Here is a 26,656-nt window from a genome sequence, read left to right on the forward strand (position 1 = left end):
CGCCGACCTAAAACTTAAAAGAGAAATGAAAGGCGCGGCCTGTTGAGTGAGAGTCTTCTCCTCGGCAGGCCGCGCCTTTTTCGGTATCTGCCCCCACAGGGCACATTATTCGGGAAGAATGAACGTATGTCTGATCGTCCGTCGCGAGACCGTAACAGCAAACCCCAGCGCAACAACCGCAATGACCGCTCCCAAAGTGGCGGCCGACCGGGTCGCGATGGTCGTCAAGACGACCGTCGTCACTCGCAGCGAGCCGGTGCTGAGCGATCCAGCAATTTGCGCTCTGCCCCGCAGCGTTCAGGATTCCGCGAAGAGCGCTTGAACAAGCGGATGACCGAGCCTGATCTTCCCGGTGATATCGATATCGCCGATTTGGATCCGATGGTGCTCCAGGATTTGCGGATGTTGTCTAAGGACAACGCTGATGCGGTGGCTCAGCACATGATTATGGCTGCCACCTTGATGGACGAAGACCCTCAGCTAGCCCTTCGCCATGCCCGTGCTGCCAAGGATCGTGCCGGCCGAGTGGGAGTAGCCCGTGAAACCAATGGTATTGCCGCCTACCGTGCTGGTGAATGGAAAGAAGCCCTCGCCGAGCTTCGTGCCGCCCGTCGTATGTCCGGTGGTCCAGGCTTAATGGCTGTGATGGCAGACTGCGAACGCGGTCTTGGTCGTCCGCAAAAGGCCGTTGAACTCGGACGCTCAGCAGAAGCCGCTGAGTTGGACGAAGAAGGCAAAATTGAACTCGCGATCGTTGTCGCCGGTGCTCGTCTGGATCTTCAGCAGCCAGAAAGTGCAGTGGTTACCCTCCAGCGAATGAACCCAAGCCTGGATTCCACCGGTATCTTGGCGGCACGGTTGGCCTACGCTTATGCCGATGCTTTGCTTGCAGCAGGACGCACTGACGAGGCAGCTGAGTACTTTGCGCATGTCGTGGCTATCGATGAAGATGAGCTCTTCGACGCGACCGAACGACTGCAAGAACTGAGCTGACAAGTAGAGTCAAGGGCATGAGTCTTCTTGCCCATTATGATGCCCTACTGCTGGACCTCGACGGAACCGTCTGGGAGGGCGGTAGAGCCATTGACGGGGCAGTTGAGGCTATCTCGGCTGCTGGAGTTCCGGCTATCTACGTTACTAATAACGCTATGCGTGGTCCGGATGCTGTCGCTGAGAAATTACGCGCCATCGGCCTGAACGTTGCTACCCACGATGTGTTGACCTCGGCCCAAGCGGCCATCGAGATGGCCGCGGAGTTCCTCGAACCTGGTGACAAGGTTTATGTCATCGGAACTGATTCTTTCCGGAACTTGACCACGGAAGCTGGATTCCAAGTGGTTGACTCTGCAGATGAGCAGCCTAAGGCTGTCTTGCAGGGGCTCAACCCTGATCTGGGTTGGCGGGAGTTGTCTGAAGCTGCTTTGTCCGTTAGAGGCGGAGCTAAGTACCTTGTTTCCAACTTAGACACCACGTTGCCTTCTGAGCGAGGTTTGCTGGTGGGCAACGGTTCCATGGTTGCTGCAGTGATTTCTGCAACGGGCGTGCAACCATCCTCGGCTGGAAAACCTGGCCCAGCGATGTTCCATGCTGCCGCTTCCAAGCTTGGTTCACACTCGCCGTTGGCAGTCGGAGATCGGTTGGACACTGATATCCAAGGTGGCAACGCCGCAGGAATGGCTACTTTTCAGGTACTCACTGGAGTTTCTGGTCAGCTCGCGCTCATCGAGGCGCCGAAGGAGCAACGGCCTACCTTTATTGCGGAGTCGCTGGCTGATCTGCGGCTCACGAGGAACGAGTTGGCGCCTGGTTCTCAAGGCGGATTCACCGCCCGCATCGATGGTTCCGATATCCTGCTCGAGCGCGGCACCGATGAGTCGACTTCTATCCAAGCATTGCGCACGGTTTTGGAGGTGGCTTGGGCTTTCCCCAAGCCGGTCAATCTCATTCGTCCGATGTCTGAGGCAGCACAACGTGCAGTGGACAACTGGTGGTGATCGCCGTGGTTAACACCAGCGTGAATATGAATCTCTCGCGAGGACATACACCCCGTCCGTGGCACGAAGATAGGTAGGAGAATATCGGCTATGGCAGTCTCACGTAGGCGTCTTGATGCTGAACTAGTCCGCCGGAAGATTGCTCGTTCCCGTGAGCAGGCGGTAGAGATGATCAAAGACGGTCGAGTTTTTGTCGGTGGTTTGCCGGCGATTAAACCCGCGACCGTTGTGGAACCGGAGGTCTCGATCAGGGTCGCCGAATCCGAGAACGATGATTGGGCCTCTCGTGGGGCGCATAAGCTGCTCGGGGCATTGGAGGCTTTTGAACCTCAAGGTTTAAGCGTATCCGGTCGTAGAGTCCTCGACGCGGGTGCTTCGACCGGCGGTTTTACTGATGTGTTGTTGCGACGAGATGCCTCGGAGGTGGTGGCCGTCGACGTCGGTTATGGACAGTTGATCTGGCGGTTACAGAATGACCCGAGGGTCACGGTTCTTGACCGGACCAATATCCGCAATCTCACGCCAGAAATTGCCGGTGGGACCTGCGACATGATGGTCGGTGACCTGTCGTTTATTTCTCTCGAGCTGACGCTGCCCGCTATTGCCTCAAGCTTGGCTGAAGGGGCAGATCTTTTGCCTATGGTTAAGCCACAGTTTGAGGTCGGCAAGGAGCGTCTCGGCTCAGGTGGCGTGGTCCGTAGTTTGCAGTTGCGCGTGGAAGTAACGTGCCATGTCGCAGAGTTCGCCCGCGGCCTAGGACTTAGCTGCAAGGGCGTGGTGGCCTCTCCTTTGCCGGGACCCAGCGGCAATGTTGAGTATTTCTTATGGCTGGTCAAAGACGGCGGCGCCTGCGCCCCAGATACTGAGCAACTCAAAGCAATGATCGAGGCCGCCGTTGAGGAGGGCCCGCAGTGAATACAACGAAAAAGCAACCCCAGCGATCAGATCGAAAGGTCCTTCTCGTCCCGCATACCGGGCGAAAGGTGAACGTTTCGGCGGCTGAGCGTACCGCTGAGCTTCTCGACGCCGCCGGGATCACCGTCCGCGTGCTCGTCCATCAAGATGGTCGCCCGTTGGAGGGCAGCCCGGTGCTGTCAAAGCTCCAGCGAGTGACTCATGATGACAACGCTGCAGAAGACTGCGAATTGGTGTTGGTTCTTGGCGGCGATGGCACGTTCTTGCGTGCAGCAGATCTTGCGCATTCAGTGGATCTCCCGGTCTTGGGTATCAACCTGGGACACGTTGGCTTTCTCGCTGAATGGGAGGCGGAATCCCTCGATGAGGCAATTCGCCGGGTTATCGACCGCGAATATCGCGTTGAAGATCGGATGACCATTGACGTCACTGTCCTGGACAACGATCTTGAGGTTATTGGTCGAGGTTGGGCACTGAATGAAACCAGCGTGGAAAACCTGAATCGCCGGGGTGTGCTCGATGCGATCCTCGAGGTCGATGGTCGCCCGGTCTCTTCTTTTGGTTGTGATGGAGTGCTTATCTCCACCCCAACTGGTTCGACTGCCTATGCTTTCTCCGCTGGTGGTCCTGTGCTGTGGCCAGAGCTGGATGCGATCTTGGTGGTTCCCAATAACGCGCATGCCCTGTTTACTAAGCCGTTGGTAGTTTCCCCAGGTTCTACCGTCGCGGTGGAATCAAACCCCGAAGGTGCCCCAGCGATGGCGGTTATGGACGGGTTCCGGCCCATCCCCATGCCACCGGGCTCGAGAGTGGAGATTGTGCGCGGCGCGCGTCCCGTGCGTTGGGTTCGATTGGATAACTCGACTTTCACTGACCGGTTGGTCACCAAGCTTCGGTTGCCCGTTGAAGGGTGGCGTGGGCCCCGCACCCCGGGCCAGACATAGCACGGGTGTTCGGGTAGGCTGGCGCCATGCTTGCTGAGATTGCCATTGAGAATCTGGGTGTTATTCCTTCGGCATCCGCGGAATTGGCTGAAGGTCTGACTGTGCTCACCGGCGAGACCGGTGCTGGCAAAACCATGGTCGTTACCGGATTGCGATTGTTGGCAGGTGGCCGGGCGGATGCCTCAAGAGTGCGCGCAGGTACTGGGCAATCAGTGGTGGAGGGGCGTTTTTTAACCTCCGCTCTGCCGATAGAGGTCAAAACTGAGGTCGCTGAGCTGGTGGATTCCGCTGGGGGAGCCGCGGATGAGAACGGCGAGTACATAGTCTCGCGGACGGTCAATGCCTCGGGCCGTTCCCGGGCGCATCTGGGTGGGCGCTCAGTTCCAGCTGCGACCTTGGCCCAATTTAGCGCTCCACTATTGACTATTCATGGGCAAAACGATCAGCTTCGTTTGCTAGCACCTGATCAACAGCTCGCGGCGCTCGATCGCTTTGATCCAAAGATTGCGCCACTTTTAGCAACCTATCGAAAAACCTATCGCAAATGGCGGGAACTGACCCGAGACCTGAAACAGCGCACGGAGTCCCGTCGAGAGTTGGCGCAAGAAATTGACCGACTGCAGTTTGCGCTCGATGAAATTGATGCGGTGGATTTAGAAGCTGGGGAAGATAAGAGCTTGCTTCAGCAGATCACCAGACTCCAAGATGTAGATTCCCTTCGTGAACAGGCCACCACCGCACTTGGTGAGATTGATGGACCGGAGAGCTTTGGCGGTCACGCAGAGGAAGATGCTGCTTCCACTTTGCTTGGGCGGGCAGAAGCCACATTGATCTCTTCAGAAGATGGCCAGTTGCGGGATCTAGGCCTGCGATTGAAAGAACTTACGACTTGTCTCGGGGAGATCTCCGCAGAGCTCGGTAGTTTTCTCAGTGATCTTCCAGCTGACCCCGCACAGCTCGATTCGCTGCTGCAGCGACAACAACACATCAAACTCTTGACTCGAAAATATGCACCTGACGTGGATGGGGTTCTTAGCTGGCGAGATAAAGCTCGGCTTCGTCTGGGACGCATTGACGTCTCCACTGAGGCACTTGATGAGTTAAAAAGCCAGGTAGCAGCATCTGAAAAGAACCTGCAGAGCGCGATGAAGAAGCTCACCGCAGCTCGAGTGAAAGCAGCACGTCGGCTGGGAGAATTGGTGACCGCAGAACTTGGGGGACTGGCGATGGCCAAATCCCGATTGGTCGTCGAAGTCCGTGGCATCGATCCGGGCAAGGACGGGGCAGATGAGGTGGAGTTGCTCCTAGCTCCCAATGCCTCAACCGAGCCACGAGCGTTAGCGTCCTCTGCCTCCGGCGGTGAGCTCTCCCGAGTGATGCTGGCGCTAGAGGTCATTCTCTCCGCCGACACCGAAGGAGCGACCTTAGTATTCGACGAGGTTGACGCGGGAGTCGGTGGTCGAGCAGCAGTGGAGATTGGTCGTCGCTTGGCTCGTCTTGCTACTCGCAACCAGGTCATCGTGGTTACCCACCTGCCACAGGTGGCCGCGTATGCGGACACCCACCTGCACGTGGCTAAAAACGTCGGAGATAAGTCGGTGACATCTGGTGTGCTCACGCTGGTCGGGGATCAGCGGGTCGATGAACTAGCTCGGATGCTGGCAGGCTTGGATGGTACGGCGACTGGTCGAGCCCATGCTGCGGAATTATTAGCACTGGCGCACCAAGAACGCGCGGAGTTTCGAAGGGGGTGACCCGCGCGCCTTAGCCACCGCAACGGCCGTCCGCGAAACAATAGCGCTATGAGCCTGTTTTCCCGCAACGTCGACCTGCCCGGACTCCAAGGCACTCTGCGTGACTGCACCAACCCCGGCAGCAAGGGGTTCAAGCGCCTACACGCCGGTGATATCGCCGTGATTAATGCACCTGATATCACCAGGCGTGACGCTCAGCTGCTGCTGGATGCCGCTCCGGCAGCGGTGGTCAATCTCGCAAGGTTTAGCACCGGAGTCGTCCCGAAATACGGTCCACATTTTCTTCTTGAGGCCAATATTTTGCTCATCGAAGGCGCTGGCGAAGAGCTAGCTCGATCCTTCAAAGACGGGAAAAAGGGACGGATCACTGATGATGGAATGATCCATATGGGAGAAAAGCCCATTGGATCTGGAACCGTAGTCACCCCAACTTCAGCCGAGGTGGCATTTCTTGATGCTCAGCAGTCCTTGGTCGATCAGATGGAAGCCTTCTTCGGAAACACCATCCAATTTATCCATTCTGAGAGCCCGTTGTTGATTGATGGGCTGGGAGTACCTGAGATCGGTACCCGGTTTTCTGATCGTAAAGTCTTGGTCGTCAGCCCAGGTACTGAGCATCGCAATGAGATCAAGCGATTAAGAAACTTCATCCGGGAGTACTCGCCGGTAATTATCGGCGTCGATTCTGCCGCAGATACCCTATTTGAGCTGGGCTATAAGCCGGACCTGATCGTCGGAAATCCAGCCGGTATTGGCGCTGATACTTTGCGTTGCGGCGCCAGCGTGGTGCTGCCCGCAGATCCCGATGGTCATGCCGCCGGGTTGGAACGGATTCAGGACCTAGGAATTGGGGCGATGACTTTCCCCACCGCCGCCAATTCTGCTACTGACTTGGCCCTGCTCCTAGCTGATTATCACGGTGCTCAGATGGTCGTAAACGCAGGTGCCCCCTTCAACATTGACGCGGTGTTCGCCAACGACCCCGCAGCTACCCCTTCGGCGATGCTAGCTCGCAATAAGCTCGGTCCGAAGCTGGTTGATGCCGCAGCCATCGCGGATCTTTATAACATCAACACCGGCCGAGGTTTGGCATGGCTGTGGGCGTTATTGGGAATCTTTGTTGCTCTGGCCACCGTCATTCTCGTCGTCGGTCTCTCGGGTTCAGAATCATTTATCAACAATCTCATCGACACCTGGAACAGCATCGCGCTGACCGTCCAGGGTTGGTTCAGCTAGAGCGGAGATAAACATGGGACATAACACTGGACGTCCGGGTTGGGTGGTCGCAGGTCTCGGATTTGGTATTGCCGCAGGCGTGGCTTTCGGCACTTTGGTATTGGCTCCGAATATGGCAGATGGAATTGATCAATCTGGTGAGGTCTCTGCCGCTGAGCTTGATGAGACCACTGAACGCGCCGAGATTGCTGAAGCTCAGGCGGATTCCGCTGATAGCGTGATTAGTGAACTTTTGGTGCCTTCGGTGGCAGGCTCGCTCGATGGTCGTCCCGTTTTGCTGATGACTACCGATGACGCGGACGAGGGGGATGTCGGCGACGTCGAAAAGCTCTTGGTTGACGCCGGGGCATTGGACGCCGGCACGATCTCGCTGCGCGAGCAGTTCTTTAGCCGGGAAGGCGCCGATCAGCTGAAGTCCATCGTGACCAGTACACTGCCGGCCGGGGCCCAGCTGTCCACCGACAACCTTGACCCAGGCGTTCACGCTGGGGAATCACTCGGTTCAGCTTTGCTGTTGAATCCGGCTAGTGGTGAACAACAAGCCAGCTCTGAGGAGCGCGCATTGCTTTTGGGGGCCTTGCAGGAAGCTGGTTATCTTGAATTTGAAGAGGGGACAATCCTCCCCGCACAGGTGATTATTGTCCTCACCGGAGATTCAGATGGTTCTGGGGACGCCGGTTTTGCCTCGAATAGCCTCGCCGATTTCGCTGAAGCTCTAGATACGCGTGGCAATGGAACCGTGTTGGCCGGCCGGATTCATACTGCCGCCGATACTGGGGCGATCGGTATTCTTCGCTCGGAGGCCGAGAACGGGGTGTCCACTGTAGATTCCCTCGATCGTGCTTGGGCGCAGATGGCTACGGTTCTGGCAGCGCGAGATCAGCTGGCGGGGGAGTCGGGTAATTATGGTTCCGCGGAATCGGCTGAGGCCGCGACTCCTGCGCCCTGACCGGCGGTTTCTATTAGGTGCTAGATAAGGTGTTAGACTGAGATCCCGTGGGTGCTCCGAATGAGTTCACCTGCGGTTTTCTTATTTTGTTGGAGGCTGTAGAAAACCGGAGCACCCGAACCTACCCGCATCCGATGGAGGCCCCTCGTGTCAGCTTCGCCGACCAAATACATTTTCGTCACCGGAGGCGTCGTCTCCTCCCTGGGTAAAGGCCTGACAGCCGCCAGTCTGGGCCAGCTGCTGATCGCGCGTGGACTACGCGTGACCATGCAGAAGCTCGACCCTTATCTCAATGTTGACCCCGGAACCATGAACCCCTTCGAACACGGAGAGGTTTTTGTCACCGAGGACGGCGCAGAGACAGACCTCGATCTGGGACACTATGAGCGTTTCCTAGATCGCAACCTCACTCGCAACGCCAATGTCACCACTGGCAAGGTGTACTCCTCAGTCATCGCTCGCGAGCGTCGTGGTGGCTACCTAGGCAAGACCGTTCAGGTCATCCCGCATATCACTGATGAGATCAAGGCTCGCATCTTGGCGATGGGCCAGCCCGATGCAACAGGCGAGCGCCCCGATGTGGTCATCTCTGAGGTTGGTGGCACCGTTGGTGACATCGAGTCCCAGCCCTTCCTCGAAGCAGCCCGCCAGGTCCGTCACGCGGTGGGCCGGGAGAACATCTTCTTCATCCATGTCTCTTTGGTGCCTTATCTCGCACCCTCCGGAGAACTGAAGACCAAGCCCACCCAGCACTCAGTGGCTCAGCTGCGTTCCATCGGTATTCAGCCGGATGCGATCGTTTTGCGTGCAGACCGAGATGTGCCTCAGGGGCTCAAGAACAAGATTGCCTTGATGTGTGACGTCGAGACCGAGGGTGTTATTTCCTGCGCCGACTCTGCCTCGATCTACAACATTCCCGAGGTTCTTTTCGACGAGCGCCTAGACACATTCCTCATTCGCCGACTGAACCTGCCCTTCCGCGATGTTGATTGGACGTCCTGGCGCGACCTGCTGGACCGAGTTCGCCATCCCCGTGCAACCGTCACCGTGGGCATCGTGGGCAAGTACATTGATCTTCCCGATGCTTACCTTTCAGTGGTTGAGGCAGTACGCGCTGCTGGTTTCCATCACCACATCCGTGCCGAGATCGCGTGGATTGCCTCGGATGATTGCGATACTCCAGAAGGCGCAGCTGCCGCGCTCAGCACGGTTGATGCAGTGGTCATCCCCGGCGGCTTCGGCAACCGTGGCATCGAGGGCAAGATCGGGGCAGTCACTCATTGCCGGGAAAACAACATCCCGCTGTTGGGAATTTGCTTAGGTCTGCAGTGCATCGTGATTGAGGCTGCTCGCGCTGCCGGTGTGCTAGCTGCCACCTCCACTGAGTTTGATCCGGATACCGCAGAGCCAGTGATTTCCACGATGGCTGAGCAGCAGGCCGCAGTCTCCGGTGAAGCAGACCTCGGTGGCACCATGCGCTTGGGCTCCTACCCGGCGCGTCTAGCCGAAGGCTCTCTGCTAGTTGATCTGTACGGCTCCACTGAAGTCAACGAGCGTCACCGTCATCGCTATGAGGTCAACAACACCTACCGGGAGACCATCGAAGCAGGCTCCGGCTTGGAGTTCTCCGGTACCTCTCCGGATGGCGAGCTGGTGGAATTCGTTGAGTACTCCACGGACCTGCATCCCTATTTGGTCGGTACCCAGGCACACCCTGAGTACAAGTCGCGTCCGACCAAGGCTCACCCGCTGTTTATCGGGCTGGTTGGTGCCATCTTGGAGCGCAACGCCTAGATTGGGAAGTTATGACCTCAACTCTCGGTAAGCACGAATTCAGCGTCCTAGATTCCGAGCAGTTGTTGGATTCTCCAATTCTCTCGCTGCGGCGTGATCGTTTGGTCATGCCCGGCGGGGGACAAGGGGCACGGGAAGTCGTCGAGCACTTCGGTGCAGTGGCGGTGGTTGCCGTGGATGAACAGGGGCGGATTCCGCTGGTCTATCAGTACCGCCATGCGGTTGGGCAACGCCTCTGGGAGCTACCCGCGGGCCTGCTCGATATCGCTGGTGAGGATGAGCTCACCTGTGCCGGGCGCGAACTCGAAGAGGAAGCTGGCTTGGCCGCCCGTGATTGGGGGGTGTTGGTGGATCTGGTGACCTCTCCTGGATTCTGCGATGAGGCTGTGCGGGTGTTTTTAGCCCGAGGGCTCTTCGAGGTTGCCCGCCCGGTGGCAGAAGATGAGGAAGCCGACCTGATCTTGGACTGGGTTGACCTAGACCAGGCTCGCGAGATGGTGCTGAGCGGTCAGATCGTCAATTCCATCGCGATAGCCGGCATACTGACTGCTACCGAAGTCATGGCGGGCAGGGCGCAGCCGCGTGAGGTTGCTGAGCCTTTTGCTTTTCGTCCGGATTCTTTGGCCTCACGTCGCCAATCGGCGGGAGTGAGCCCGGATATGAAAAAGATCAATCGGTGACTAATCCGCACGATCTCGCCGCGACGTGGCTGGACCATCTCACTGTCGAGCGCGGCTTATCCGCTAATACGTTGAGCAACTATCGTCGGGATCTTGATCGCTATCTCGAATGGCTCGATGAAGCGGGCCGTCGTGATCTGGGGGAGATCACCACCACCGATGTGGAGGCTTATGTGGTTGATCTTCGCCGAGGTGGCTTGGCGGCGTCTTCCGCGGCGCGGGCGTTAGTTGTAGCCAGGGGACTGCATCGATTCGCCGTCCGAGAGAATCTCATTGGCGTAGATGTATCCGCTGAAGTTTCACCGCCTGCCGCGGCTCAGCATCTTCCCGATACCTTGAGCATCGAGGAGGTAACAGAGCTTCTCGACGCCGTGCCTGTTGGTGAGCTAGCCACGCCCACCGATCTTCGAGACAAGGCGTTGTTGGAATTGCTCTATGGCACCGGTGCTCGTATCTCCGAGATCACTGCTCTGGTGGTCGACGAGGTTGCTGATTGCGATGGTCTGCTAAAGATCACCGGAAAGGGTAGGAAACAGCGGCTAGTCCCGGTTGGGTCGAAAGCTCTATCGGCAGTGGAGGACTATCTAGTTCGTGCGCGTCCGGTGCTATCTCGGGGGCGTACTCACGCGCTGTTACTCAATAGTCGTGGTGGCCCATTGTCTCGGCAGTCGGCATGGATGGTGCTGAAAAAAGCTGCAGACCGAGCGAGACTGAACAAAGACATCTCCCCGCATACGCTTCGCCACAGCTACGCCACGCACCTACTTGAGGGCGGGGCTGATGTGCGAGTGGTCCAGGAACTGCTTGGCCATTCTTCGGTGACCACCACTCAGATCTATACCCATGTCACCGCAGAGAACCTCCGTCAGGTCTGGCGGCAGGCTCATCCACGGCCTTAGCTGGTTGCCCAACTACCTCTACGGGAGGTAGTAGTTCAGACATAAGAGCTTAAGTAAAGCCTCTAAGCTTGACATTTTTTGAGGCCGTGGCGATGGCTCTGTCTCGGTCCGTTGACCTGTAACCTTGGGGAAAGTACTGGGAATGACATACTTGGCATTGAAAAAGTCAAGGAAGAGGGATTGACTGTGCATGATGAGGGAATGATGGAGACTTCCGGGTTAACCGGTCGCCCTATTAGGGAGCTGCCGCAGCCTACCCCTCTGGACGATCATGGACCGGCCAAGATTATCTCCATGTGCAATCAAAAGGGTGGCGTTGGCAAAACTACGTCCACGATCAACCTTGGAGCTTGCCTGGCTGAGCAAGGGCGCAAAGTTCTACTGGTTGATCTTGACCCCCAGGGTGCACTCTCTGCGGGCCTGGGTATTCAACATGATGAACTCGACCTCACGGTCTATAACCTCTTGGTTGATAATCGCACCTCTATCCACGCGGCGATCCACCACTCAGGTGTGCCTAATCTTGACCTAGTTCCAGCCAATATCGATCTCTCAGCCGCGGAGATTCAGTTGGTCAATGAGGTCGGCCGAGAGCAGACTTTAGCCCGTGCTCTCCGGCCCGTGCTCAATGAATATGACTTCATTATCCTCGATTGCCAGCCCTCCCTCGGCCTGCTGACGGTCAATGCGCTGGCGTGTTCTCACGCTGTCATCATCCCCATGGAATGTGAGTACTTTTCACTGCGCGGGCTTGCTCTTTTGACTGACACCGTAGAGAAGGTCAGCGATCGGCTGAACTTCGACCTTGAAGTGATGGGCATCTTGGTTACGATGTTTGATCGTCGCACCTCGCATGCGCGTGAAGTGATGTCTCGAGTAGTTGAGGTATTTGGCGATCGGGTCTTTGATTCGGTGATCACGCGCACGGTTCGTTTCCCGGAGACTTCGGTGGCTGGTGAGCCGATCATTACTTGGGCGCCGAACTCTCAAGGTGCAGAGCAGTACCGCAGCCTGGCTCTGGAGGTAATAGATCGGGCTGGATAAGTTCTAGTCGGCTAGTGCTTAGGGCCCGCAGAATGAGAGTATTTACTCTCATTCTGCGGGCTCTTTGAGGTTTCGCTTGTGGGCCTTGTGGGCTCAGATTAAGGGCGTGCCTTGAGGAATTCTAGGATTTCAACGGGCAGCTCCCGATCAGCATAGATGCGCACATCCGGCTCGCTCGGGTCCACATCGGTACCGACTCGTCGACCCTCCCAGACGGGCTTGAGGTTCAATTTCTCCAGCACCCGCTCGGATGAAGGGTGATTAGTGGTGATTCGGGCAGTAACCGGAGTGTCCTGGTCCAATCGTTTCGCTAGGCGCAGGGCAGCTTCGGCGACCTCGGTGGCATAGCCATTGCCCCATTTATCGGGGCGGAAGCGGTATTTGAGGTCCCACACTCGGCCGTCAACCAGCTCGAGACCGCCAATCCCGATGAACTCGGAGGGCTGGTCGCGAAGGTAGATGCCCCATGGGCCCAGATCCTTGGCGGCCCAAGAAGCCTGGGTGCGGCCAATGAGCTGATGCGTCTCGCGGACATCTTCGTGGCGAGCTTGGGGGCGGTGGGTCCAGATGCGTTTATCGCTATAGACCTTGTATGCCTCGTCGTCATGTTTCGCGCTCAGCGGCATGAGAATAAGTCGGTCGGTTCGGGTGATAGTAGCCATGGGGCAATGTTACCCGCATCACTATTTGTTGCGAAGGTGATTTGCAGAATAATCTTAATAATCTTTGCTAACTCAGGCGTGCCTAGTATTGAAGGCATGTTTATCTCCGCTCAACCGCTGCTCAATGTCGAAGAAATGGCCACTCTTAGCGACCCGCCAGTGCTGCTATGTGCTTCTATGGGGCCGCACCCGCCCGCGCGGGGAATTCCTGGCTCCTATCTGGCGGATCTTGAAGGGGATTTCTCGGATCCTGGCAGCCATCTTCCGCATACCGCCCCAGCGGAGCTCACCGGATTGTTCGAGAGCTATGGCATCAGCGATAGCAGCACGGTCGTGGTTTATGACGATCAAGCAGGCACCGCAGCGCCTCGCGTGTGGTGGCTGGCACTGGCCGCAGGGCTGAAAAACGTTTATGTACTTGATGGTGGGCTGATTGCTTGGCGAGGCAATAGCGGCCAAGTAGCGGAGTTCTCCACCCCGGCGTCCAGGGGGAAGATCGTCTCGGCGCCTTGTCCGGAGCTATTGCTCAGCGCCGACCAGATCGCAGATGGTAATCGCTTGGTGCTCGATGCTCGCTCAGCTGAGCGCTTCCATGGCCGCCAGCCAGAGCCGCGTCCAGGGCTGCGGGGTGGGCATATTCCAGGTTCCGTCAACCTGCCTTTTACGCAGGTCTTAGATGAGCGAGGATTCTTCCGCCCTCCAGCGCAGCTTCGGGAGGCGCTAGGCGAGGTCGTCGATAAGCATCGGGCATTGACCTTTAGCTGTGGTTCCGGGGTAACCGCTTGTATCGACGCTTTAGCTGCCATCGTGGCTGGCTACGAGGACGTAGCGATATATGAAGGGTCTTGGTCAGAATGGGGAAGGCCTGACAGTGGCCGAGATGTTGCTCGTTAGAAAACTCAGCTGGATAGCGGATGGTTCGGTGTTTGGGCTCGGATCCGGTAGGCTAGGTAGACGCGCAACGGTCGATTGGTGGAGTATCGAGGCCAGTGAGACGTATTTTCTCACATCCGGCTCCATCCGTTCCTTGAGTGAACAGGCAAAATACGCCTCTCTCACGGAGGTCGAGTTAAGAAAATACGCCTTCGCGTAAAAACCCTGGCGGCAGAATATTTCCGCCTCTTTCAATTTCATAAACCATGAAAAGGACACGATTAACGTGAATCCACCCGCTCGCCGAGACGGCATACCGGAAGATCAGCCCACCAAGCTGAGGGCTTCCGATATCCCGCTGTCTAACGCAAAACCCGCACGTCACCAGAATGTTGACGCCTCCGCTCGCCGCCGCAAGGCAGCCACCGCCGATTCCGTGGCCAAAAGCCTCGGCGCCGACTGGATGGTTGAAGGTTCCGCCAAGAAGAAGTCCTCCGGCATTCGCCTGCAAAAGGTACTTGCGCAGGCTGGAGTCGCTTCCCGTCGCCATGCTGAGGTTCTCATCGGCAAAGGTCGAGTCGAGGTCAACGGGAAAATCGTCAAGGAACAAGGCGTACGCGTCGATCCGAACGTAGACGTCATCCGAGTCGATGGCGTTCGCATCAACATCAATGAAGACCACGAGTACTTCCTGCTCAATAAGCCCCGCGGCATGCAGTCGACGATGTCTGATGACATGGGCCGACCCTGCGTGGGCGATATCGTCGCTGAAAAGACGATGGCTGGCCAGCGACTCTTCCATGTTGGCCGCCTTGATGCCGACACCGAAGGTCTGCTCATCCTCACCAACGACGGTGAGATGGCCAACCGTCTGATGCACCCCAAGTATGAGGTCACCAAGACCTACTTGGCCACGGTGCTCGGCGAGGCAGACAAGCGCCTGGAGCATAAACTGCGCCGTGGCGTGGAGCTTGAGGATGGTAATGCCTCGGCAGACTTCGTCCAGATCGTCGACTCCCACAACGGTAAGTCCTTGATCCGTCTGGAGCTGCATGAAGGGCGCAAGCATATTGTCCGCCGCATGCTCAAGGAAGCTGGCTTCCCAGTTCAGCGTCTCGTGCGCACCAAGATCCACAACGTTCAGTTGGGAGAGCAAAAGCCGGGCACGATGCGCGCGCTGAATAACTCCGAGCTGACTTCTCTCTACAAGGTGGTGCAAATGTGAGTGTCTCCAATATGAGCGATGGCGGGCTGCTGCTGGCCGTTGATGGCCCCTCGGGCACCGGCAAGTCCAGCACCTGCCGCACCCTGGCCAAACAATTGGACGCCAAATACGTCGATACCGGCGCCATGTACCGCGTCGCTACTTTGGCTGTGTTGCGCGCTGGAGTCGATCCGGCGGACACCGCACGCGTGATCGAGGCCACCACTGATCTGCCGTTGATGGTCAATGATGATCCCGATTCCACCGAGGTGCTCTTGGCCGGCGAAGATGTCTCCGCCGAGATCCGTGGCCCTGAGGTTACCGGGGCAGTCTCTGCTGTCTCCGCGATCCCAGAAGTACGTACTAACCTTGTTGCTTTGCAACGTCGGCTGGCGCATCAGGCTCATCGCGCGATCGTTGAAGGCCGCGATATTGGTACTGTCGTGCTGGTCGACGCCCCCGTTAAAGTCTTTCTCACCGCCTCCGCCGAGGTCCGCGCCCGCCGTCGATTCGATCAAGATATCGCTGCGGGAAGAAACGTGGACTTCGACACCGTCCTGGCCGACGTTATCCGTCGCGACGGGCTCGATTCCACCCGCACCACTTCGCCGTTGATCCCGGCCGTGGACGCCACCATCGTCGATACCTCCGAGCAATCGCTCGAGCAGGTCCTCGACACCCTCATGCACCTTTTGGAGGACAGCGCACGATGAACCCCAAAGATATTGATCCCAACCACGACGAACAAGAAACCCAGTTCGTCTTTCACACTCCCGGTGGCGGCGAGATGGACGCCGAGGGCGTCTTCGTCGAAGAAGACGAACTAGCCCCCGGCGATGGCTGGGCTACCGCTGAGTTCGACGCCGAGGAGTTCAACTTCGAGGAAATGAGCGATGACCAGTGGGCTGAGGTCGAACGTGGCCTCGGTGTAGACAACCCCGAGCACCCCGAAGAAGAACTGTGCACTGTGGCTATCGTTGGCCGCCCGAACGTGGGCAAGTCGACGCTGGTCAACCGCTTCCTGGGACGCCGTGAAGCTGTCGTCGAGGACTTCCCTGGTGTCACCCGCGACCGAATTTCCTACCTCGCGGAGTGGAATGGTCGCCGCTACCTGGTTCAGGACACTGGTGGCTGGGATCCCAACGTTAAGGGTATTCACGGCTCTATCGCCCGCCAGGCGGAGATTGCTATGAACACCGCCGATGTCATCGTCATGGTTGCTGACACCAAGGTCGGCATTACCGAGACCGACTCCGTCATGGCTCGGATGCTGCAGAAGTCTGAAGTACCAGTTCTGCTGATCGCTAATAAGTTTGACTCCGATACCATGTACGCCGACATGGCTGAGTTTTATTCCCTCGGTCTTGGCGACCCGTGGCCAGTGTCTGCACTGCACGGACGTGGCGGCGCAGATGTTCTCGATGAGGTGCTTAAGAAGTTCCCCTCCGAGCCGCGAGCCAAGTCCATCGTTGAGGGCCCGCGTCGCGTTGCCTTGGTGGGCAAGCCCAACGTTGGCAAGTCCTCCTTGCTCAACAAGATGGCTAACGAAGAGCGCTCGGTTGTCGACCATGTCGCCGGCACCACTGTTGATCCGGTTGACTCACTGATTCAGCTTGATCAGAAGATGTGGAAGTTTGTCGACACCGCTGGTCTGCGCAAGAAGGTTAAAAGCGCTCAAGGCCATGAGTTCTACGCTTCTTTGCGTACCCGCGCAGCCATCGACGCTGCCGAGGTCTGCATCATGCTTATCGACGCCTCCGAGCCGGTCAGCGAGCAGGACCAGCGAGTCCTGACGATGATCCTTGAATCAGGAAAAGCCCTGGTTATCGCATTCAACAAGTGGGACCTCATGGAGGAGGGTCGCCGTTGGGAGCTCGATCGCGAGCTCGACCAACAGTTGGCACACCTGCCTTGGGTCACTCGAGTCAATATCTCGGCCAAGACCGGGCGCGCCCTCCAGCGCCTCGAGCCAGCCATGTTGGAAGCACTCGAGAGCTGGGATAAGCGCATCTCAACTGGCCAGCTAAACAACTGGCTTCGTGAAGCAATCGCCGCGAACCCGCCGCCGATGAAGGCCGGTCGCCTGCCGCGCGTGATGTTTGCCACCCAGGCATCCTCACGCCCGCCGGTGATCGTCTTGTTTACCACCGGCTTCCTAGATGCCGGCTACCGCCGCTACCTCGAGCGTAAGTTCCGTGAGAACTTTGGTTTCCACGGCACCCCAGTGCGCATCGCAGTTCGTGTCCGCGAACGCCGCCAGCGCAAGTAGGAATAATGAGGAAAACACCGCCCACTGGATAGTCTCCAGTGGGCGGTGTTTGCTTTTCTCATTGCAGCTTATCTTCAGTCATTTCCGTTGCGCTAAGAACGCATCAGTGCGATAGGGGATAGCCAACAGCTGCCCTTCTTGGAAGCCCAGCCGTTCGAAGAGATACCAGTTGAGGTTGGCAGTCATCTTCTTGCGCACCTGTTCATTCGAGCGCAGCCAATACGAGCGAGTCTGCATCAGTCGGTGGAGATCTTCAGTACGCAGATACTGAGACCATCTAGTACGCAGTTCCTGGCTGATCGCCCAGGGCTGGTGTAGCTCTGGAGAAAATCCTGGGCGCTGAATATCCCCAGAGTGCATAATTCGCGCCAGCCGTAGGATCCACGGGTGAGAAACGTCAAGGTTGTTCCACACCAACATCACCTTGCCTCCAGGGCGCACCACTCGGTCAAGCTCCGCGCAGGCCGCTTGGGCATCAACCCAATGCCAGGTCTGGGCGCAGGTGACGGCGTCCACGGAGGCGTCGATAAGCGAGGTGTGCTCAGCGGTAGCCCGGAAAGTCGGGATGGCCAATCTCGCATGGAGAGTGCTGACCATGTCAGCGCTGGGATCCGAAGCAAAGACCTGGTGACCAGCAGCCATCAAATCCGCAGTCAGTTTGCCAGTGCCTGCCCCAATATCGAGCACCCGGTGACAATCAGCAACCAAGGCCGCTACCTGGCTGGGATAACCAGGCCGGACATCCTCATAGACGTCCGCGCCCTGGCGGAAAGCCGAGGCAGAGCGGTAGCGGTGGGCAGAGTTAAGGAACTCTGGAGCATCTTTCATCGACGCCGGACGGAAAGCAGAGGAGTTGTTCATGACGGGCTTAGTCTAGCGCCCAAGCCAGCGCGTAAGATGCCGGAACATGACACGACTGCCCGCTGCTGATGATCCCCGGTGGCTGCTGAGGACCGTATTCTCGCGGTGGAAGCACACCTCTAGCGCCGCAGTCCTCATGGCAGTGGCCTTTCTCTGTAATGGTCTGACCCCCTTGATCATCGGAGTAGCTATTGATGATGCGATCACCCCAGGGGACCCGCGCCGCCTTGCCCTTTGGGTGGGAGTGCTCCTAGCAGTATTCCTGATCAATGGCGTAGCTGGTTGGTTTGCCCGCCGACTACTGATTCACTCCACCTTGATCATCGGCCACAACCTCCGCATGGCTATGACCGACCGGATCCAAGACCCTCGCGGAATCGCCGGTCGACCACGTACGGCCGGAGAGCTGCTCTCCATTGCCTCATCAGATACTCAACGAGTCTCGGATGCGGTGATGATGACGGTATTTCCCGTCGCGGAGATCGTCTCCATCCTCTATGTCGGCATAGTGATGCTCACGATCAATCCCTGGCTGGGTATCGCCGTACTACTTGGCGGTCCACTGGTGGTCTGGATTGCGCTTAAAGCCGCGACTCCATTGCGTCATCGATCGAGTGTGCGGCAGCAATCTCTGGCCAAAACCGCAGCCACTGCCACCGATGTCGTCCAAGGCCTGCGGATTCTTAAAGGTTTGGGTGCAGTAGATACCGTTCACACCCGCTATACCAAGATCTCCAATGAAGCCTATCTGCGCACTATCGAAGCCAACGGAGCTGAAGCCAGGCTCAATGCGATCACCGAATCAGCCGGAGCAATCTTTGTCATCGGCATTGGTGTAGCTGGCGGATCATTGGCGCTCAACGGCCAAATCACCGTTGGTGAACTAATCACCGTGGTCGGACTGACCCAGTTCATCATCCATCCGATGACGATGATGGGAAAAAACATCGCCTCTCGTTGGGCTTCAGCACAGGCCTCTGGACGACGCATCGTGGAAATCTTGGGCGCTGGCCCAGCAGTAGGACCCGAGCTGACCGAAGTACCCGAGCTACCAACCGGATTGACGGTGGTGACCTCCTCCGCGCCGGCAGCGATAGATCGATGGCCACGACATCTCGTAGTGGTGGCTCCCCACTCGCCCGATCTTTTCGACGGCACCGTCGCCGGAAACATCCATCCTGACCTCACCGTTGCAGAACAAGCCCTCCATGAGGCTTGCGCCTCTGACATCCCCGGGGGAGCACTGCGACAAGTAGGGGAAAATGGCCGCAATCTCTCCGGCGGCCAACGCCAACGCGTCGCACTGGCCCGAGCCATCGCAGCCGATGCCTCCATCCTGGTACTCAAGGACCCGACTACCGCTGTGGACTCGGTGACCGAACAAGCCATCGCTACCAATGTGGCGGGAAAACGGGCCGGGCGAACCACCTTGGTATTTAGCAACGCCCCTGCCTGGCGTGCAGCCGCTGACCGCGTGCTCGAGGAGGTATCCGTATGAGTGAGCTTCGTTTCCCAGTCGCCTCCGCCAAACAAGTCCGACGTGAGGTCGGTCAGCAGATTTCTCAGGTGCCCGGCGCGCAACCGCGGTTCTGGGCCGCAATTGCGCTTCTAAGCTTGGGCGCGGGTGCGAATGTGGCGGTGCCTTTACTACTGGGCAGAATCGTCGATGGCGTGCTCGAAGGCGGAAGCCTGACTTCTACCGCGGTATTGCTCCTTGTCGCGGCACTAGCAGCGGCAGTGTTATCAGCCTTCGGGTTCTATCTGGTCTCCCGGATCAGCGAACGAGTCATCGCCAACTTGCGTGAGAATATGGTTGGTACCGCACTGGGGTTGCCTGTTCACCGAGTGGAGGAGGCTGGCACTGGAGATCTAGTCTCTCGTTCTACCGATGATGTGGCAGAGCTTTCCTCCGCGGTGACTGAAACTGTTCCGGTATTAGCTAGCTCCGTGTTTGCGATTGTCGCTACTACGCTTGCATTGACCACCTTGGACTGGTCTTTCCTGGCTATTCCGCTGGTGGTGGCCCCAATGTATATTCTGGCAGCTCGCCAGTACTTAAAGCTCGCGCCGAGTCGATATGCGCTGGAACGCGCTGCGATGGCCGAACGCGCCCGACGCGTGCTGGAAGCCATCCGCGGACGAGACACCGTCCGTGCCTATCGCATGGAACAAGATATGCATGACCGGATCTGGGAGTCTTCCCAGCAGGTGGTTGATAAGGGAGTGCGTGCTCGGACAACCATGCTGGTGCTGCAGGCCTGGATCACGGCCACCGAGTTCGTCATGCTGGCGATGGCCCTGACCTTGGGCTTTTTTCTCGTATCTGCAGGTTCCTTGACTGTCGGCGCGGTCACCGCGTCTGCGTTGATGCTGATCCGGCTGCGTGGGCCACTAATGATGGTCATGCGAGTGCTAGACACCATCCAATCCGGGTATGCCTCGTTGGCGCGCATTGTCGGTGTGGTGGTTGATCCGCCGCAGCCGGTTCCTGATACTGGTGCCCCCGCTAAGGCTGGCAACGTAGAAATAGACTCGGTGAGTTTTTCCTATGGCGCTAATGATTGGGCAGTGCATGATGTTTCGTTGCGGATTAGCCCCGGTCAGACAGTCGCTTTAGTCGGAGCTTCTGGCGCGGGAAAGACCACCGTTGCGGCACTCCTTGCTGGTCTTCGAGTGCCTGATCAGGGGCGGGTGAGCGTCGATGGGGTAGAGGTCTCCTCCCTTTCAGACAATGAGCGGGTCGCCCGATTAGCGATGATTTCCCAGGAAGTCCACGTATTTTCTGGCACCTTGCGCGAAGATCTCACCCTGGCCAAGCCACAGGCCAGCGACAAAGAACTTGATGACGCTCTCGCCCGTGTGCGGGCCGACTGGATAGACCTTCTAGAAGACGGTCTAGACACCGAGGTTGGTGCACGTGGCTACCAGCTCGATCCCGTGGCCGCCCAACAGCTGGCACTAGCTCGGATTCTGCTGCTTGACCCCAAAGTCGTGGTCATGGATGAGGCTACCGCTGAGGCAGGTTCTTCCGGTGCTGGCGAATTGGAAGCCGCAGCTCAGGAAGTTACTCAAGGTCGGACAGCCTTGGTCGTAGCACACCGGCTCGACCAAGCAGCCCGTGCTGACCGAGTCGTGGTCATGGATCAGGGACGCATTGTCGAGGAAGGAACTCACGAGGAACTAGTAGCTGAAGGCGGTCGCTACACCGAACTTTGGTCTGCTTGGTCAAGGGGTAGGTCATGACTCAGAAGTTTTTGAAGGCCATGGTGGCGATGGTGCTGGGCGCAGGGATGCTTGCGGGCTGCGCGGAGGAGAGCTCCCAGGAGCCGGAAGAGCTAGCTAGTTCGGTGATCTCACCGGAGCCGGAATCAGCGCCGACATCAAGCTCCCAAGAACCGTCAAAGGTAGAACCCAGCCCGGTCTCCACTGAGGTTGCTCCAGCACAATTAGCTGAGATCACTACCTCAGTCGAAGGCAGAGAACGGACCTATCTACGGTCCACTCCGGTCGGTTTTTCCCCGGATGAATCATGGTCGGTGATCCTGGTATTTCATGGTTGGGAGATGTCCGCAGAACAGATGCGGCAGAGTACCGAACTAGACCAATCTCGATCGATTGTGGTCTACCCGCAAGGCGTGGATAATGCGTGGGCGCCAGCTCCTTATGCCGCTACCAGCGGGGAAGAGGATTTAGCTTTCGTGAAGACCATCCTCGACGAACTTGAAGACGAATATGACGTGGACTCTTCACAGGTATTTGCCACTGGATTTTCCAACGGAGGTGGCTTTACTGCCTACCTGGGATGTCGAATGCCGGATACTTTCGCCGCGATTGCCCCGGTGGGAGCTGCCTACTATGAAACAGTGCAAGCAGATTGCGAAGATACCCCACTCGCGACCCTGGATATTCATGGCACCTATGACCAAGTCGTTGACTACTACGGCGGAAACCGGCATGGAACCGATTATGAATCAGTCCCCGAGGTACTGGCTGAGATCGCTGAGCGAAATGACTGCCAAGGTTCATCCATCATCCGACGTAGCACCGCGGTGGTAGAACAGCGCTGGCTGGACTGCGATCAGCCCCTGGAGCACCTCCGTCTGGGAGGCGGCGAACATATCTGGCCGAGTATTGCCACTGAGGAAGTGCGCGAGTTTTTCGGTGTCTAGTCCTTGGAGAAGCTTTGGTTAGACACACCAGCCGCTCAAGGCCTGGTGTCTCATTCAGAGCATCGCCCTAGATTTAGGCTTGCTTGGATTGGCTGAACTACTGGTGGGTGTCTTATTTTTCTTAGTCAAAGATAAAATTGCTCCGCCAATGAGTTTTCTCAGGAAAATTAGGTATTCTCAGATAGCTTGCGTAGTCGCTTCGTTGTGATGCGATCCTAGGTCTAAGGTCTTTGAACTCGATGGCCCGTGTCCGAATCTCTCATGCCGTTGGCATACATCAGGGAAACTCCGCCAAGTAAAGAAACCAATCAGCTCTAGTGGCAACAACAGTGTCACCGGAGTTGTGTCCGGTCAGACCGCTTTACCAGGAGAAAATATCAATGCACAAGCTTTTGAGCGCAGCAACAGTCACGCTGCTTGGATTGGGAATATTGTCGGTCCCCGCGGAGGTTCACGCTCTGGATCTAGACGCATCGTCTATTTCTTCGTCCTCTTTAAGCTCTGAATCTATTTCATCAGGTAGTTCGGATGTGGGCTCTTTGGATGGGCTTAGCTCTGTGCTACCCGAGCTATCTAACCTGGGTTCCTCGGTCCTGGCCTCGGCAAATCTCACGGAGACTTATACCTCAGTCAACGGACAATCTCGAAGCTATCTATGGTCAACTCCGGCCGATTATGATCCGGAGGAGCCTGTGCCAGTGATCTTTGTCTTCCCTGGCTGGGGTAGATCTGAAGAGGAGATGGCACGGACCGCCGGACTAAATAATGCAGATGCGCTCTTGGTCTATCCCCGAGGCATAGCTCAAGCCTGGGCACCGGCTCCTTATGCCGAAACGACTGGCTCAGAGGATCTAGCTTTTATCCGGACCATCCTTGCTGAGCTTGATGATGACTTCGCCGTTGATTCCGCACAGATATTTGCCACTGGTCTTTCCAATGGCGGCGGATTCGCTGCCTACCTTGGCTGCCAGCTGCCCGGAACTTTCGCAGCGGTGGCTCCGGTGGCTGCTGCCTATTATGAGGGTGTTCAGACTGATTGCCTAGATATACCCATTGCCACCTTGGATATTCATGGCACTGCTGATGACATCATGAGCTACAACGGCGGAGAACGAAATGATGCCACGTATGAATCTGTCCCGGGGGTGCTTGAGAAACTTGCAGTGCGAAATAACTGTTCAGATTCTTCGACTAAGACCATCAGCAGATCAGTCAAGGAGAAAACCTGGTCGGGCTGTAGTCAGAGCTTGAAACATATTCAAATGGTTTCTGGCGGACACGAGTGGCCTAGCCTTGCTACTGAGGAGATTTTAGAGTTCTTCGGAGTGTAATCTTCATCCTATGACCTCCACCACGCCCCCTCGCGCGGCCATTGTCTTTAATCCGGTGAAGATCAATCGATCAAGACTTGAAAGAGCCGTCGATGCGGCTGCGCGAAGGCACGGCTGGGGAGAATCTTCCTGGATTGAGACCACAAAGGAAGACCCCGGGATGGGGCAGGCGCAGCAAGCAGTAGCTGAAGGCGTGGATATGGTCATCGCTTGTGGCGGTGACGGTACCGTCCGTGCGGTAGCTACCGGCCTGCGGGGAACGGAGACCGCTCTAGCTATTGTCCCACGCGGAACTGGCAACCTTCTGGCTAGGAACCTCTCGCTTCCATTGGATATCGCCAATGCTGTTGATGCTGCCTTTGGCGGTTGCAACACTCATATTGACGTCTGTACCGCGGAGCTGACCCGTCCAGATGGCACCCAGGAGAGCCTAGATTTCGTCGTCATGGCTGGGGTGGGTTTGGACGCGCAGATGATTGTCAATACCGATGACAATCTGAAAAAGCAGATTGGCTTTTTGGCCTATGGGTTCGCTATTGCTAAATCTCTCACCGGCGGAAACCACATTAAGCTTGACTATCAGATCAATGATGGCGAGCAGCGACATGTCCGTGCTCATTCGGTAATCATTGGAAACTGTGGAGATTTAGTCGGCAATCTTCCTTTGTTGCCTGATGCTCGAGCAGATGATGGCATCTTTGACGTGGTTTTACTGCGTCCAGGGGGAGTGTTCGGGTGGGCACAGATTTTAGCTAAGCTGCTCCACCAGATGTGGGTGAGATTTAGCCACCGGATTCTCAAAAGGAACAACCGGGTCACAGGTGAAGATAACGAGATTCACTCGCTGCGCTATGCCACAGCCACCACCTTGAACGTGACTCTTCGACACCCCGAGATTTTTGAGGTCGATGGCGATGAAGCCGGTGAAGTGACAGGCTTTAATATTGCCATCGACCCAGGATCTTTAGTAGTGCGCGCTCCTAGTTCGGAAGATCGTCACCAGTGGAAAAGCCTCCAACGCCGGGCGCGTCGATTTAACCCTTCAACGACGTTGGTGAAGAAAGATCCTGCTTCTTCGGAATGATTTGGGTAGGGGAGAACACAACCGGAACATTTCACAAGTGATGTTGTGACACAGTAAGTTCAAATACGTATCAAATCACATACTGTGAAGGGCTGACCTTATGTTCTCCTCTCGTACCAAGGTGCTGGCCGGCTTAGCCGCTGTCACCGCACTGACTCTGTCCGCATGCACCAGTGAGTCCGATGACGCTGACTCGGCTTCCGAGGATGCCTACGCCATCGGCATCAACCAGCTGGTACAGCACCCAGCACTGGACGCTGCTACCGCTGGTTTCAAGGAGGCATTCGATGACGCTGGCGTCGAGGTTGAATTCGATGAGCAAAATGCCAACGGTGAGCAGGCCACTGCGCTGACGATCTCCCAGCAGTTCGCCAGCGATGATCTAGATATGGTCTTGGCAGTTGCTACCCCGGCCGCACAGGCTACTGCTCAGAACATCACGGATCTCCCGGTTTTGTTCACCGCCGTCACTGACGCGGTCTCTGCAGAGCTGGTTGCCTCAAATGAAGCCCCCGGCGGCAATGTCACAGGCACCTCGGATGTTGCTCCAATTGAAGAGCAGCTTGATCTGCTTGAGCTGCTGGTTCCCGGTGCAGAGTCGATCGGTATTGTCTATGCTTCCGGCGAGGTTAACTCCCAGGTGCAGGTTGACGCAGTAGAAGAAGCCGCCAGCCCGCGTGGACTGGAAATTAAGACCCAGACTGTGACCACCGCTAATGACATCCAGCAGGCTGTTGAGGCGCTCGGTGACGTTGACGCTATCTACGTCCCCACCGACAACTTGGTTGTCTCCGGTATCGCTTCTTTGGTTCAGGTCGCTGAGCAGAAGCAGATCCCGGTCATTGCTGCTGAATCCGGCACCGTCGAAGGTGGTGCTGTTGCTACCTTAGGTATCGACTACACCGAGCTGGGACGCCAGACCGGTGAAATGGCATTGCGCATCCTGGAAGAGGGCGAAGACCCCGCCACCATGCCTGTTGAGACTGCTACCGAGTTCACCTACGTCATCAATGAAGAGGCTGCGCAGCGCCAGGGTGTCACCATTCCGGAGGAGATCCTCTCCGAGGCCGAATCCGTATGATCGGCGCGGTTGAGGTTGGCCTGATCTATGGAGTTATGGCGCTGGGTGTCTTTTTGACGTTCCGAGTGCTCAATTTCCCGGATCTTACTGTCGACGGCTCCTTTACCACCGGTGCCGCTACCGCTGCCGTGGGCATCGTCAACGGCTGGAACCCAGTGTTGGCCACCCTCGCCGGTTTCGTCACTGGTGCGATCGCCGGTGGTATCACTGGTTTGTTGCACACCAAAGGAAAGATCGACGGTCTGCTAGCCGGAATTCTCACCATGATCGGCTTGTGGTCGATCAACCTACGAATCATGGATGGGGCGAACATTCCCTTGCTTCGGCAAGACACACTGTTTACCCCGCTCCGTGACTCCGGCATCCTCGGAACTTGGCTGGGCGTCGGCATCATCGCTCTAGCTGTGGCCGGTCTGGGTTTGATCGTGGTGTGGTTGTTGACCACCGATTTGGGTCTGGCATTGCGTGCTACTGGTGATAATGGCCAGATGATTACCTCCTTTGGAGTTTCTACCGATTACACCAAGACACTCACCTTGGCACTGTCTAACGGCTTTGTCGGAATGTGTGGAGCGCTCATCGCCCAGTACCAGGGCTTTGCAGATATCTCCATGGGCATTGGCCTGATTCTGGTTGGTCTGGCATCGGTGATCATGGGCCAGGCAATCCTGGGCCAGCGTCGCTTGTGGATCGCCGTGGCTGCAGTGATCGTGGGCGCGGTAATCTACCGGGTCATCATTTTCTCCGCGCTTCAGGTCGGCTTGGATCCCAACGATATGAAGTTGATTACTGCACTGCTGGTGATCATCGCTTTGGTGTTGCCTCGGTTCAAAAGCGCCAAAAGCAGGGTATTTAAGAGCACTAAATCTACTCCGGCACCGACGCTCGAACCAGCTATGAAGGAGGCTTAGAA

The 26,656-nt window shown here is 57.1% G+C and carries 23 protein-coding genes and 1 pseudogene; 22 read left to right on the forward strand and 2 right to left on the reverse strand.

Annotated features, from left to right (window positions below; genetic code table 11):
- Positions 1-114 precede the first annotated feature (114 nt).
- The 11 genes and pseudogenes from C5L39_RS01445 to C5L39_RS01495 form a co-directional block, all read left to right on the forward strand.
- Positions 115-993: pseudogene (locus tag C5L39_RS01445) on the forward strand (hypothetical protein); the annotation flags it as partial.
- 17 nt (positions 994-1,010) lie between these two features.
- Positions 1,011-1,994, forward strand: coding sequence for an HAD-IIA family hydrolase (locus tag C5L39_RS01450; RefSeq protein ID WP_123047130.1), 984 nt, complete (start codon positions 1,011-1,013; stop codon positions 1,992-1,994).
- Positions 1,995-2,084: 90 nt separating this feature from the next.
- Entirely contained in the window at positions 2,085-2,909 is an 825-nt protein-coding gene (locus C5L39_RS01455; RefSeq protein WP_123047131.1) for a TlyA family RNA methyltransferase, read from the forward strand.
- Positions 2,906-3,853 carry an NAD kinase gene (locus tag C5L39_RS01460; protein ID WP_123047132.1) on the forward strand — a complete coding sequence of 316 codons (948 nt, stop codon included), beginning with the start codon at positions 2,906-2,908 and terminating at the stop codon, positions 3,851-3,853. The genes C5L39_RS01455 and C5L39_RS01460 overlap by 4 nt, the downstream gene beginning before the upstream one ends.
- Before the next feature lie 26 nt (positions 3,854-3,879).
- Positions 3,880-5,607 (forward strand): DNA repair protein RecN, encoded by a 1,728-nt coding sequence (recN, locus tag C5L39_RS01465; protein ID WP_123047133.1) that lies wholly within the window; start codon positions 3,880-3,882, stop codon positions 5,605-5,607.
- 48 nt (positions 5,608-5,655) lie between these two features.
- A complete protein-coding gene (steA, locus tag C5L39_RS01470; RefSeq protein WP_123047134.1) occupies positions 5,656-6,843 on the forward strand; it encodes a putative cytokinetic ring protein SteA in 1,188 nt (395 codons plus the stop codon).
- Positions 6,844-6,856: 13 nt separating this feature from the next.
- Complete coding sequence (locus tag C5L39_RS01475; RefSeq protein WP_123047135.1) at positions 6,857-7,792, forward strand: copper transporter; 936 nt, start codon at positions 6,857-6,859, stop codon at positions 7,790-7,792.
- A gap of 147 nt (positions 7,793-7,939) precedes the next feature.
- A complete protein-coding gene (locus C5L39_RS01480; RefSeq protein ID WP_123047136.1) occupies positions 7,940-9,586 on the forward strand; it encodes a CTP synthase in 1,647 nt (548 codons plus the stop codon).
- Between the two features lie 11 nt (positions 9,587-9,597).
- A complete protein-coding gene (locus tag C5L39_RS01485; protein WP_123047137.1) occupies positions 9,598-10,266 on the forward strand; it encodes an NUDIX domain-containing protein in 669 nt (222 codons plus the stop codon).
- Positions 10,263-11,165 carry a site-specific tyrosine recombinase XerD gene (gene xerD / locus C5L39_RS01490; RefSeq protein WP_123047138.1) on the forward strand — a complete coding sequence of 301 codons (903 nt, stop codon included), beginning with the start codon at positions 10,263-10,265 and terminating at the stop codon, positions 11,163-11,165. The genes C5L39_RS01485 and xerD overlap by 4 nt, the downstream gene beginning before the upstream one ends.
- A 201-nt stretch (positions 11,166-11,366) precedes the next feature.
- Positions 11,367-12,209, forward strand: a complete 843-nt coding sequence (locus tag C5L39_RS01495) for a ParA family protein (RefSeq protein WP_123047764.1) — start codon at positions 11,367-11,369, stop codon at positions 12,207-12,209.
- A gap of 98 nt (positions 12,210-12,307) precedes the next feature.
- On the opposite strand, the gene C5L39_RS01500 is transcribed toward C5L39_RS01495, so the two are convergent.
- The gene (locus tag C5L39_RS01500) at positions 12,308-12,871 is read right to left on the reverse strand and encodes a GNAT family N-acetyltransferase (protein WP_123047139.1); all 564 of its coding nucleotides are present in this window, start codon (positions 12,869-12,871) and stop codon (positions 12,308-12,310) included.
- Positions 12,872-12,967: 96 nt separating this feature from the next.
- On the opposite strand from C5L39_RS01500, the gene C5L39_RS01505 reads away from it, so the two are divergent.
- The 4 genes from C5L39_RS01505 to der all read left to right on the forward strand — a co-directional run bounded on the left by C5L39_RS01505 (position 12,968) and on the right by der (position 17,217).
- Positions 12,968-13,765: a sulfurtransferase gene (locus C5L39_RS01505; RefSeq protein ID WP_123047140.1), complete on the forward strand. Its 798-nt coding sequence runs from the start codon at positions 12,968-12,970 to the stop codon at positions 13,763-13,765.
- Between the two features lie 265 nt (positions 13,766-14,030).
- Positions 14,031-14,969: a pseudouridine synthase gene (locus tag C5L39_RS01515; RefSeq protein WP_123047142.1), complete on the forward strand. Its 939-nt coding sequence runs from the start codon at positions 14,031-14,033 to the stop codon at positions 14,967-14,969.
- Between the two features lie 11 nt (positions 14,970-14,980).
- The gene (cmk, locus tag C5L39_RS01520; RefSeq protein WP_197714712.1) at positions 14,981-15,661 is read left to right on the forward strand and encodes a (d)CMP kinase; all 681 of its coding nucleotides are present in this window, start codon (positions 14,981-14,983) and stop codon (positions 15,659-15,661) included.
- Positions 15,658-17,217: a ribosome biogenesis GTPase Der gene (gene der / locus C5L39_RS01525; RefSeq protein ID WP_123047144.1), complete on the forward strand. Its 1,560-nt coding sequence runs from the start codon at positions 15,658-15,660 to the stop codon at positions 17,215-17,217. The genes cmk and der overlap by 4 nt, the downstream gene beginning before the upstream one ends.
- Before the next feature lie 78 nt (positions 17,218-17,295).
- On the opposite strand, the gene C5L39_RS01530 is transcribed toward der, so the two are convergent.
- Positions 17,296-18,078 (reverse strand): class I SAM-dependent methyltransferase, encoded by a 783-nt coding sequence (locus tag C5L39_RS01530; protein WP_123047145.1) that lies wholly within the window; start codon positions 18,076-18,078, stop codon positions 17,296-17,298.
- A 46-nt stretch (positions 18,079-18,124) separates the two neighbouring features.
- Between C5L39_RS01530 and C5L39_RS01535 the strand changes: the two genes are divergently transcribed.
- The 7 genes from C5L39_RS01535 (at position 18,125) to C5L39_RS01565 (ending at position 26,654) form a co-directional block, all read left to right on the forward strand.
- On the forward strand, positions 18,125-19,576 hold the full coding sequence (locus tag C5L39_RS01535) for an ABC transporter transmembrane domain-containing protein (RefSeq protein WP_123047146.1): 1,452 nt from the start codon (positions 18,125-18,127) through the stop codon (positions 19,574-19,576).
- A complete protein-coding gene (locus C5L39_RS01540) occupies positions 19,573-21,321 on the forward strand; it encodes an ABC transporter ATP-binding protein (RefSeq protein ID WP_123047147.1) in 1,749 nt (582 codons plus the stop codon). The genes C5L39_RS01535 and C5L39_RS01540 overlap by 4 nt, the downstream gene beginning before the upstream one ends.
- The gene (locus tag C5L39_RS01545; protein WP_123047148.1) at positions 21,318-22,247 is read left to right on the forward strand and encodes a CE1 family esterase; all 930 of its coding nucleotides are present in this window, start codon (positions 21,318-21,320) and stop codon (positions 22,245-22,247) included. Before C5L39_RS01540 ends, C5L39_RS01545 begins: the two co-directional genes overlap by 4 nt.
- A 530-nt stretch (positions 22,248-22,777) precedes the next feature.
- Positions 22,778-23,578 (forward strand): CE1 family esterase, encoded by an 801-nt coding sequence (locus C5L39_RS01550; RefSeq protein WP_165857951.1) that lies wholly within the window; start codon positions 22,778-22,780, stop codon positions 23,576-23,578.
- 10 nt (positions 23,579-23,588) lie between these two features.
- A complete protein-coding gene (locus tag C5L39_RS01555) occupies positions 23,589-24,662 on the forward strand; it encodes a diacylglycerol/lipid kinase family protein (protein ID WP_123047150.1) in 1,074 nt (357 codons plus the stop codon).
- A 100-nt stretch (positions 24,663-24,762) separates the two neighbouring features.
- Positions 24,763-25,743 carry an ABC transporter substrate-binding protein gene (locus C5L39_RS01560; RefSeq protein WP_123047151.1) on the forward strand — a complete coding sequence of 327 codons (981 nt, stop codon included), beginning with the start codon at positions 24,763-24,765 and terminating at the stop codon, positions 25,741-25,743.
- Positions 25,740-26,654, forward strand: coding sequence for an ABC transporter permease (locus tag C5L39_RS01565; RefSeq protein ID WP_123047152.1), 915 nt, complete (start codon positions 25,740-25,742; stop codon positions 26,652-26,654). The genes C5L39_RS01560 and C5L39_RS01565 overlap by 4 nt, the downstream gene beginning before the upstream one ends.
- Positions 26,655-26,656: the final 2 nt, after the last annotated feature.

Source organism: Corynebacterium alimapuense (genome assembly GCF_003716585.1).
GTDB lineage: Bacteria > Actinomycetota > Actinomycetes > Mycobacteriales > Mycobacteriaceae > Corynebacterium > Corynebacterium alimapuense.

What these genes read in the sequence shown, in the direction of transcription:
- C5L39_RS01450 (WP_123047130.1), top strand. Translation starts at nt 1,011, where the DNA reads ATGAGTCTTCTTGCCCATTATGATGCCCTACTGCTGGACCTCGACGGA.
- C5L39_RS01455 (WP_123047131.1), top strand. Translation starts at nt 2,085, where the DNA reads ATGGCAGTCTCACGTAGGCGTCTTGATGCTGAACTAGTCCGCCGGAAG.
- recN (WP_123047133.1), top strand. Translation starts at nt 3,880, where the DNA reads ATGCTTGCTGAGATTGCCATTGAGAATCTGGGTGTTATTCCTTCGGCA.
- steA (WP_123047134.1), top strand. Translation starts at nt 5,656, where the DNA reads ATGAGCCTGTTTTCCCGCAACGTCGACCTGCCCGGACTCCAAGGCACT.
- C5L39_RS01475 (WP_123047135.1), top strand. Translation starts at nt 6,857, where the DNA reads ATGGGACATAACACTGGACGTCCGGGTTGGGTGGTCGCAGGTCTCGGA.
- C5L39_RS01485 (WP_123047137.1), top strand. Translation starts at nt 9,598, where the DNA reads ATGACCTCAACTCTCGGTAAGCACGAATTCAGCGTCCTAGATTCCGAG.
- C5L39_RS01495 (WP_123047764.1), top strand. Translation starts at nt 11,367, where the DNA reads ATGATGGAGACTTCCGGGTTAACCGGTCGCCCTATTAGGGAGCTGCCG.
- C5L39_RS01500 (WP_123047139.1), bottom strand. Translation starts at nt 12,871, where the DNA reads ATGGCTACTATCACCCGAACCGACCGACTTATTCTCATGCCGCTGAGC.
- C5L39_RS01505 (WP_123047140.1), top strand. Translation starts at nt 12,968, where the DNA reads ATGTTTATCTCCGCTCAACCGCTGCTCAATGTCGAAGAAATGGCCACT.
- cmk (WP_197714712.1), top strand. Translation starts at nt 14,981, where the DNA reads ATGAGCGATGGCGGGCTGCTGCTGGCCGTTGATGGCCCCTCGGGCACC.
- der (WP_123047144.1), top strand. Translation starts at nt 15,658, where the DNA reads ATGAACCCCAAAGATATTGATCCCAACCACGACGAACAAGAAACCCAG.
- C5L39_RS01530 (WP_123047145.1), bottom strand. Translation starts at nt 18,078, where the DNA reads ATGAACAACTCCTCTGCTTTCCGTCCGGCGTCGATGAAAGATGCTCCA.
- C5L39_RS01535 (WP_123047146.1), top strand. Translation starts at nt 18,125, where the DNA reads ATGACACGACTGCCCGCTGCTGATGATCCCCGGTGGCTGCTGAGGACC.
- C5L39_RS01540 (WP_123047147.1), top strand. Translation starts at nt 19,573, where the DNA reads ATGAGTGAGCTTCGTTTCCCAGTCGCCTCCGCCAAACAAGTCCGACGT.
- C5L39_RS01545 (WP_123047148.1), top strand. Translation starts at nt 21,318, where the DNA reads ATGACTCAGAAGTTTTTGAAGGCCATGGTGGCGATGGTGCTGGGCGCA.
- C5L39_RS01555 (WP_123047150.1), top strand. Translation starts at nt 23,589, where the DNA reads ATGACCTCCACCACGCCCCCTCGCGCGGCCATTGTCTTTAATCCGGTG.
- C5L39_RS01560 (WP_123047151.1), top strand. Translation starts at nt 24,763, where the DNA reads ATGTTCTCCTCTCGTACCAAGGTGCTGGCCGGCTTAGCCGCTGTCACC.
- C5L39_RS01565 (WP_123047152.1), top strand. Translation starts at nt 25,740, where the DNA reads ATGATCGGCGCGGTTGAGGTTGGCCTGATCTATGGAGTTATGGCGCTG.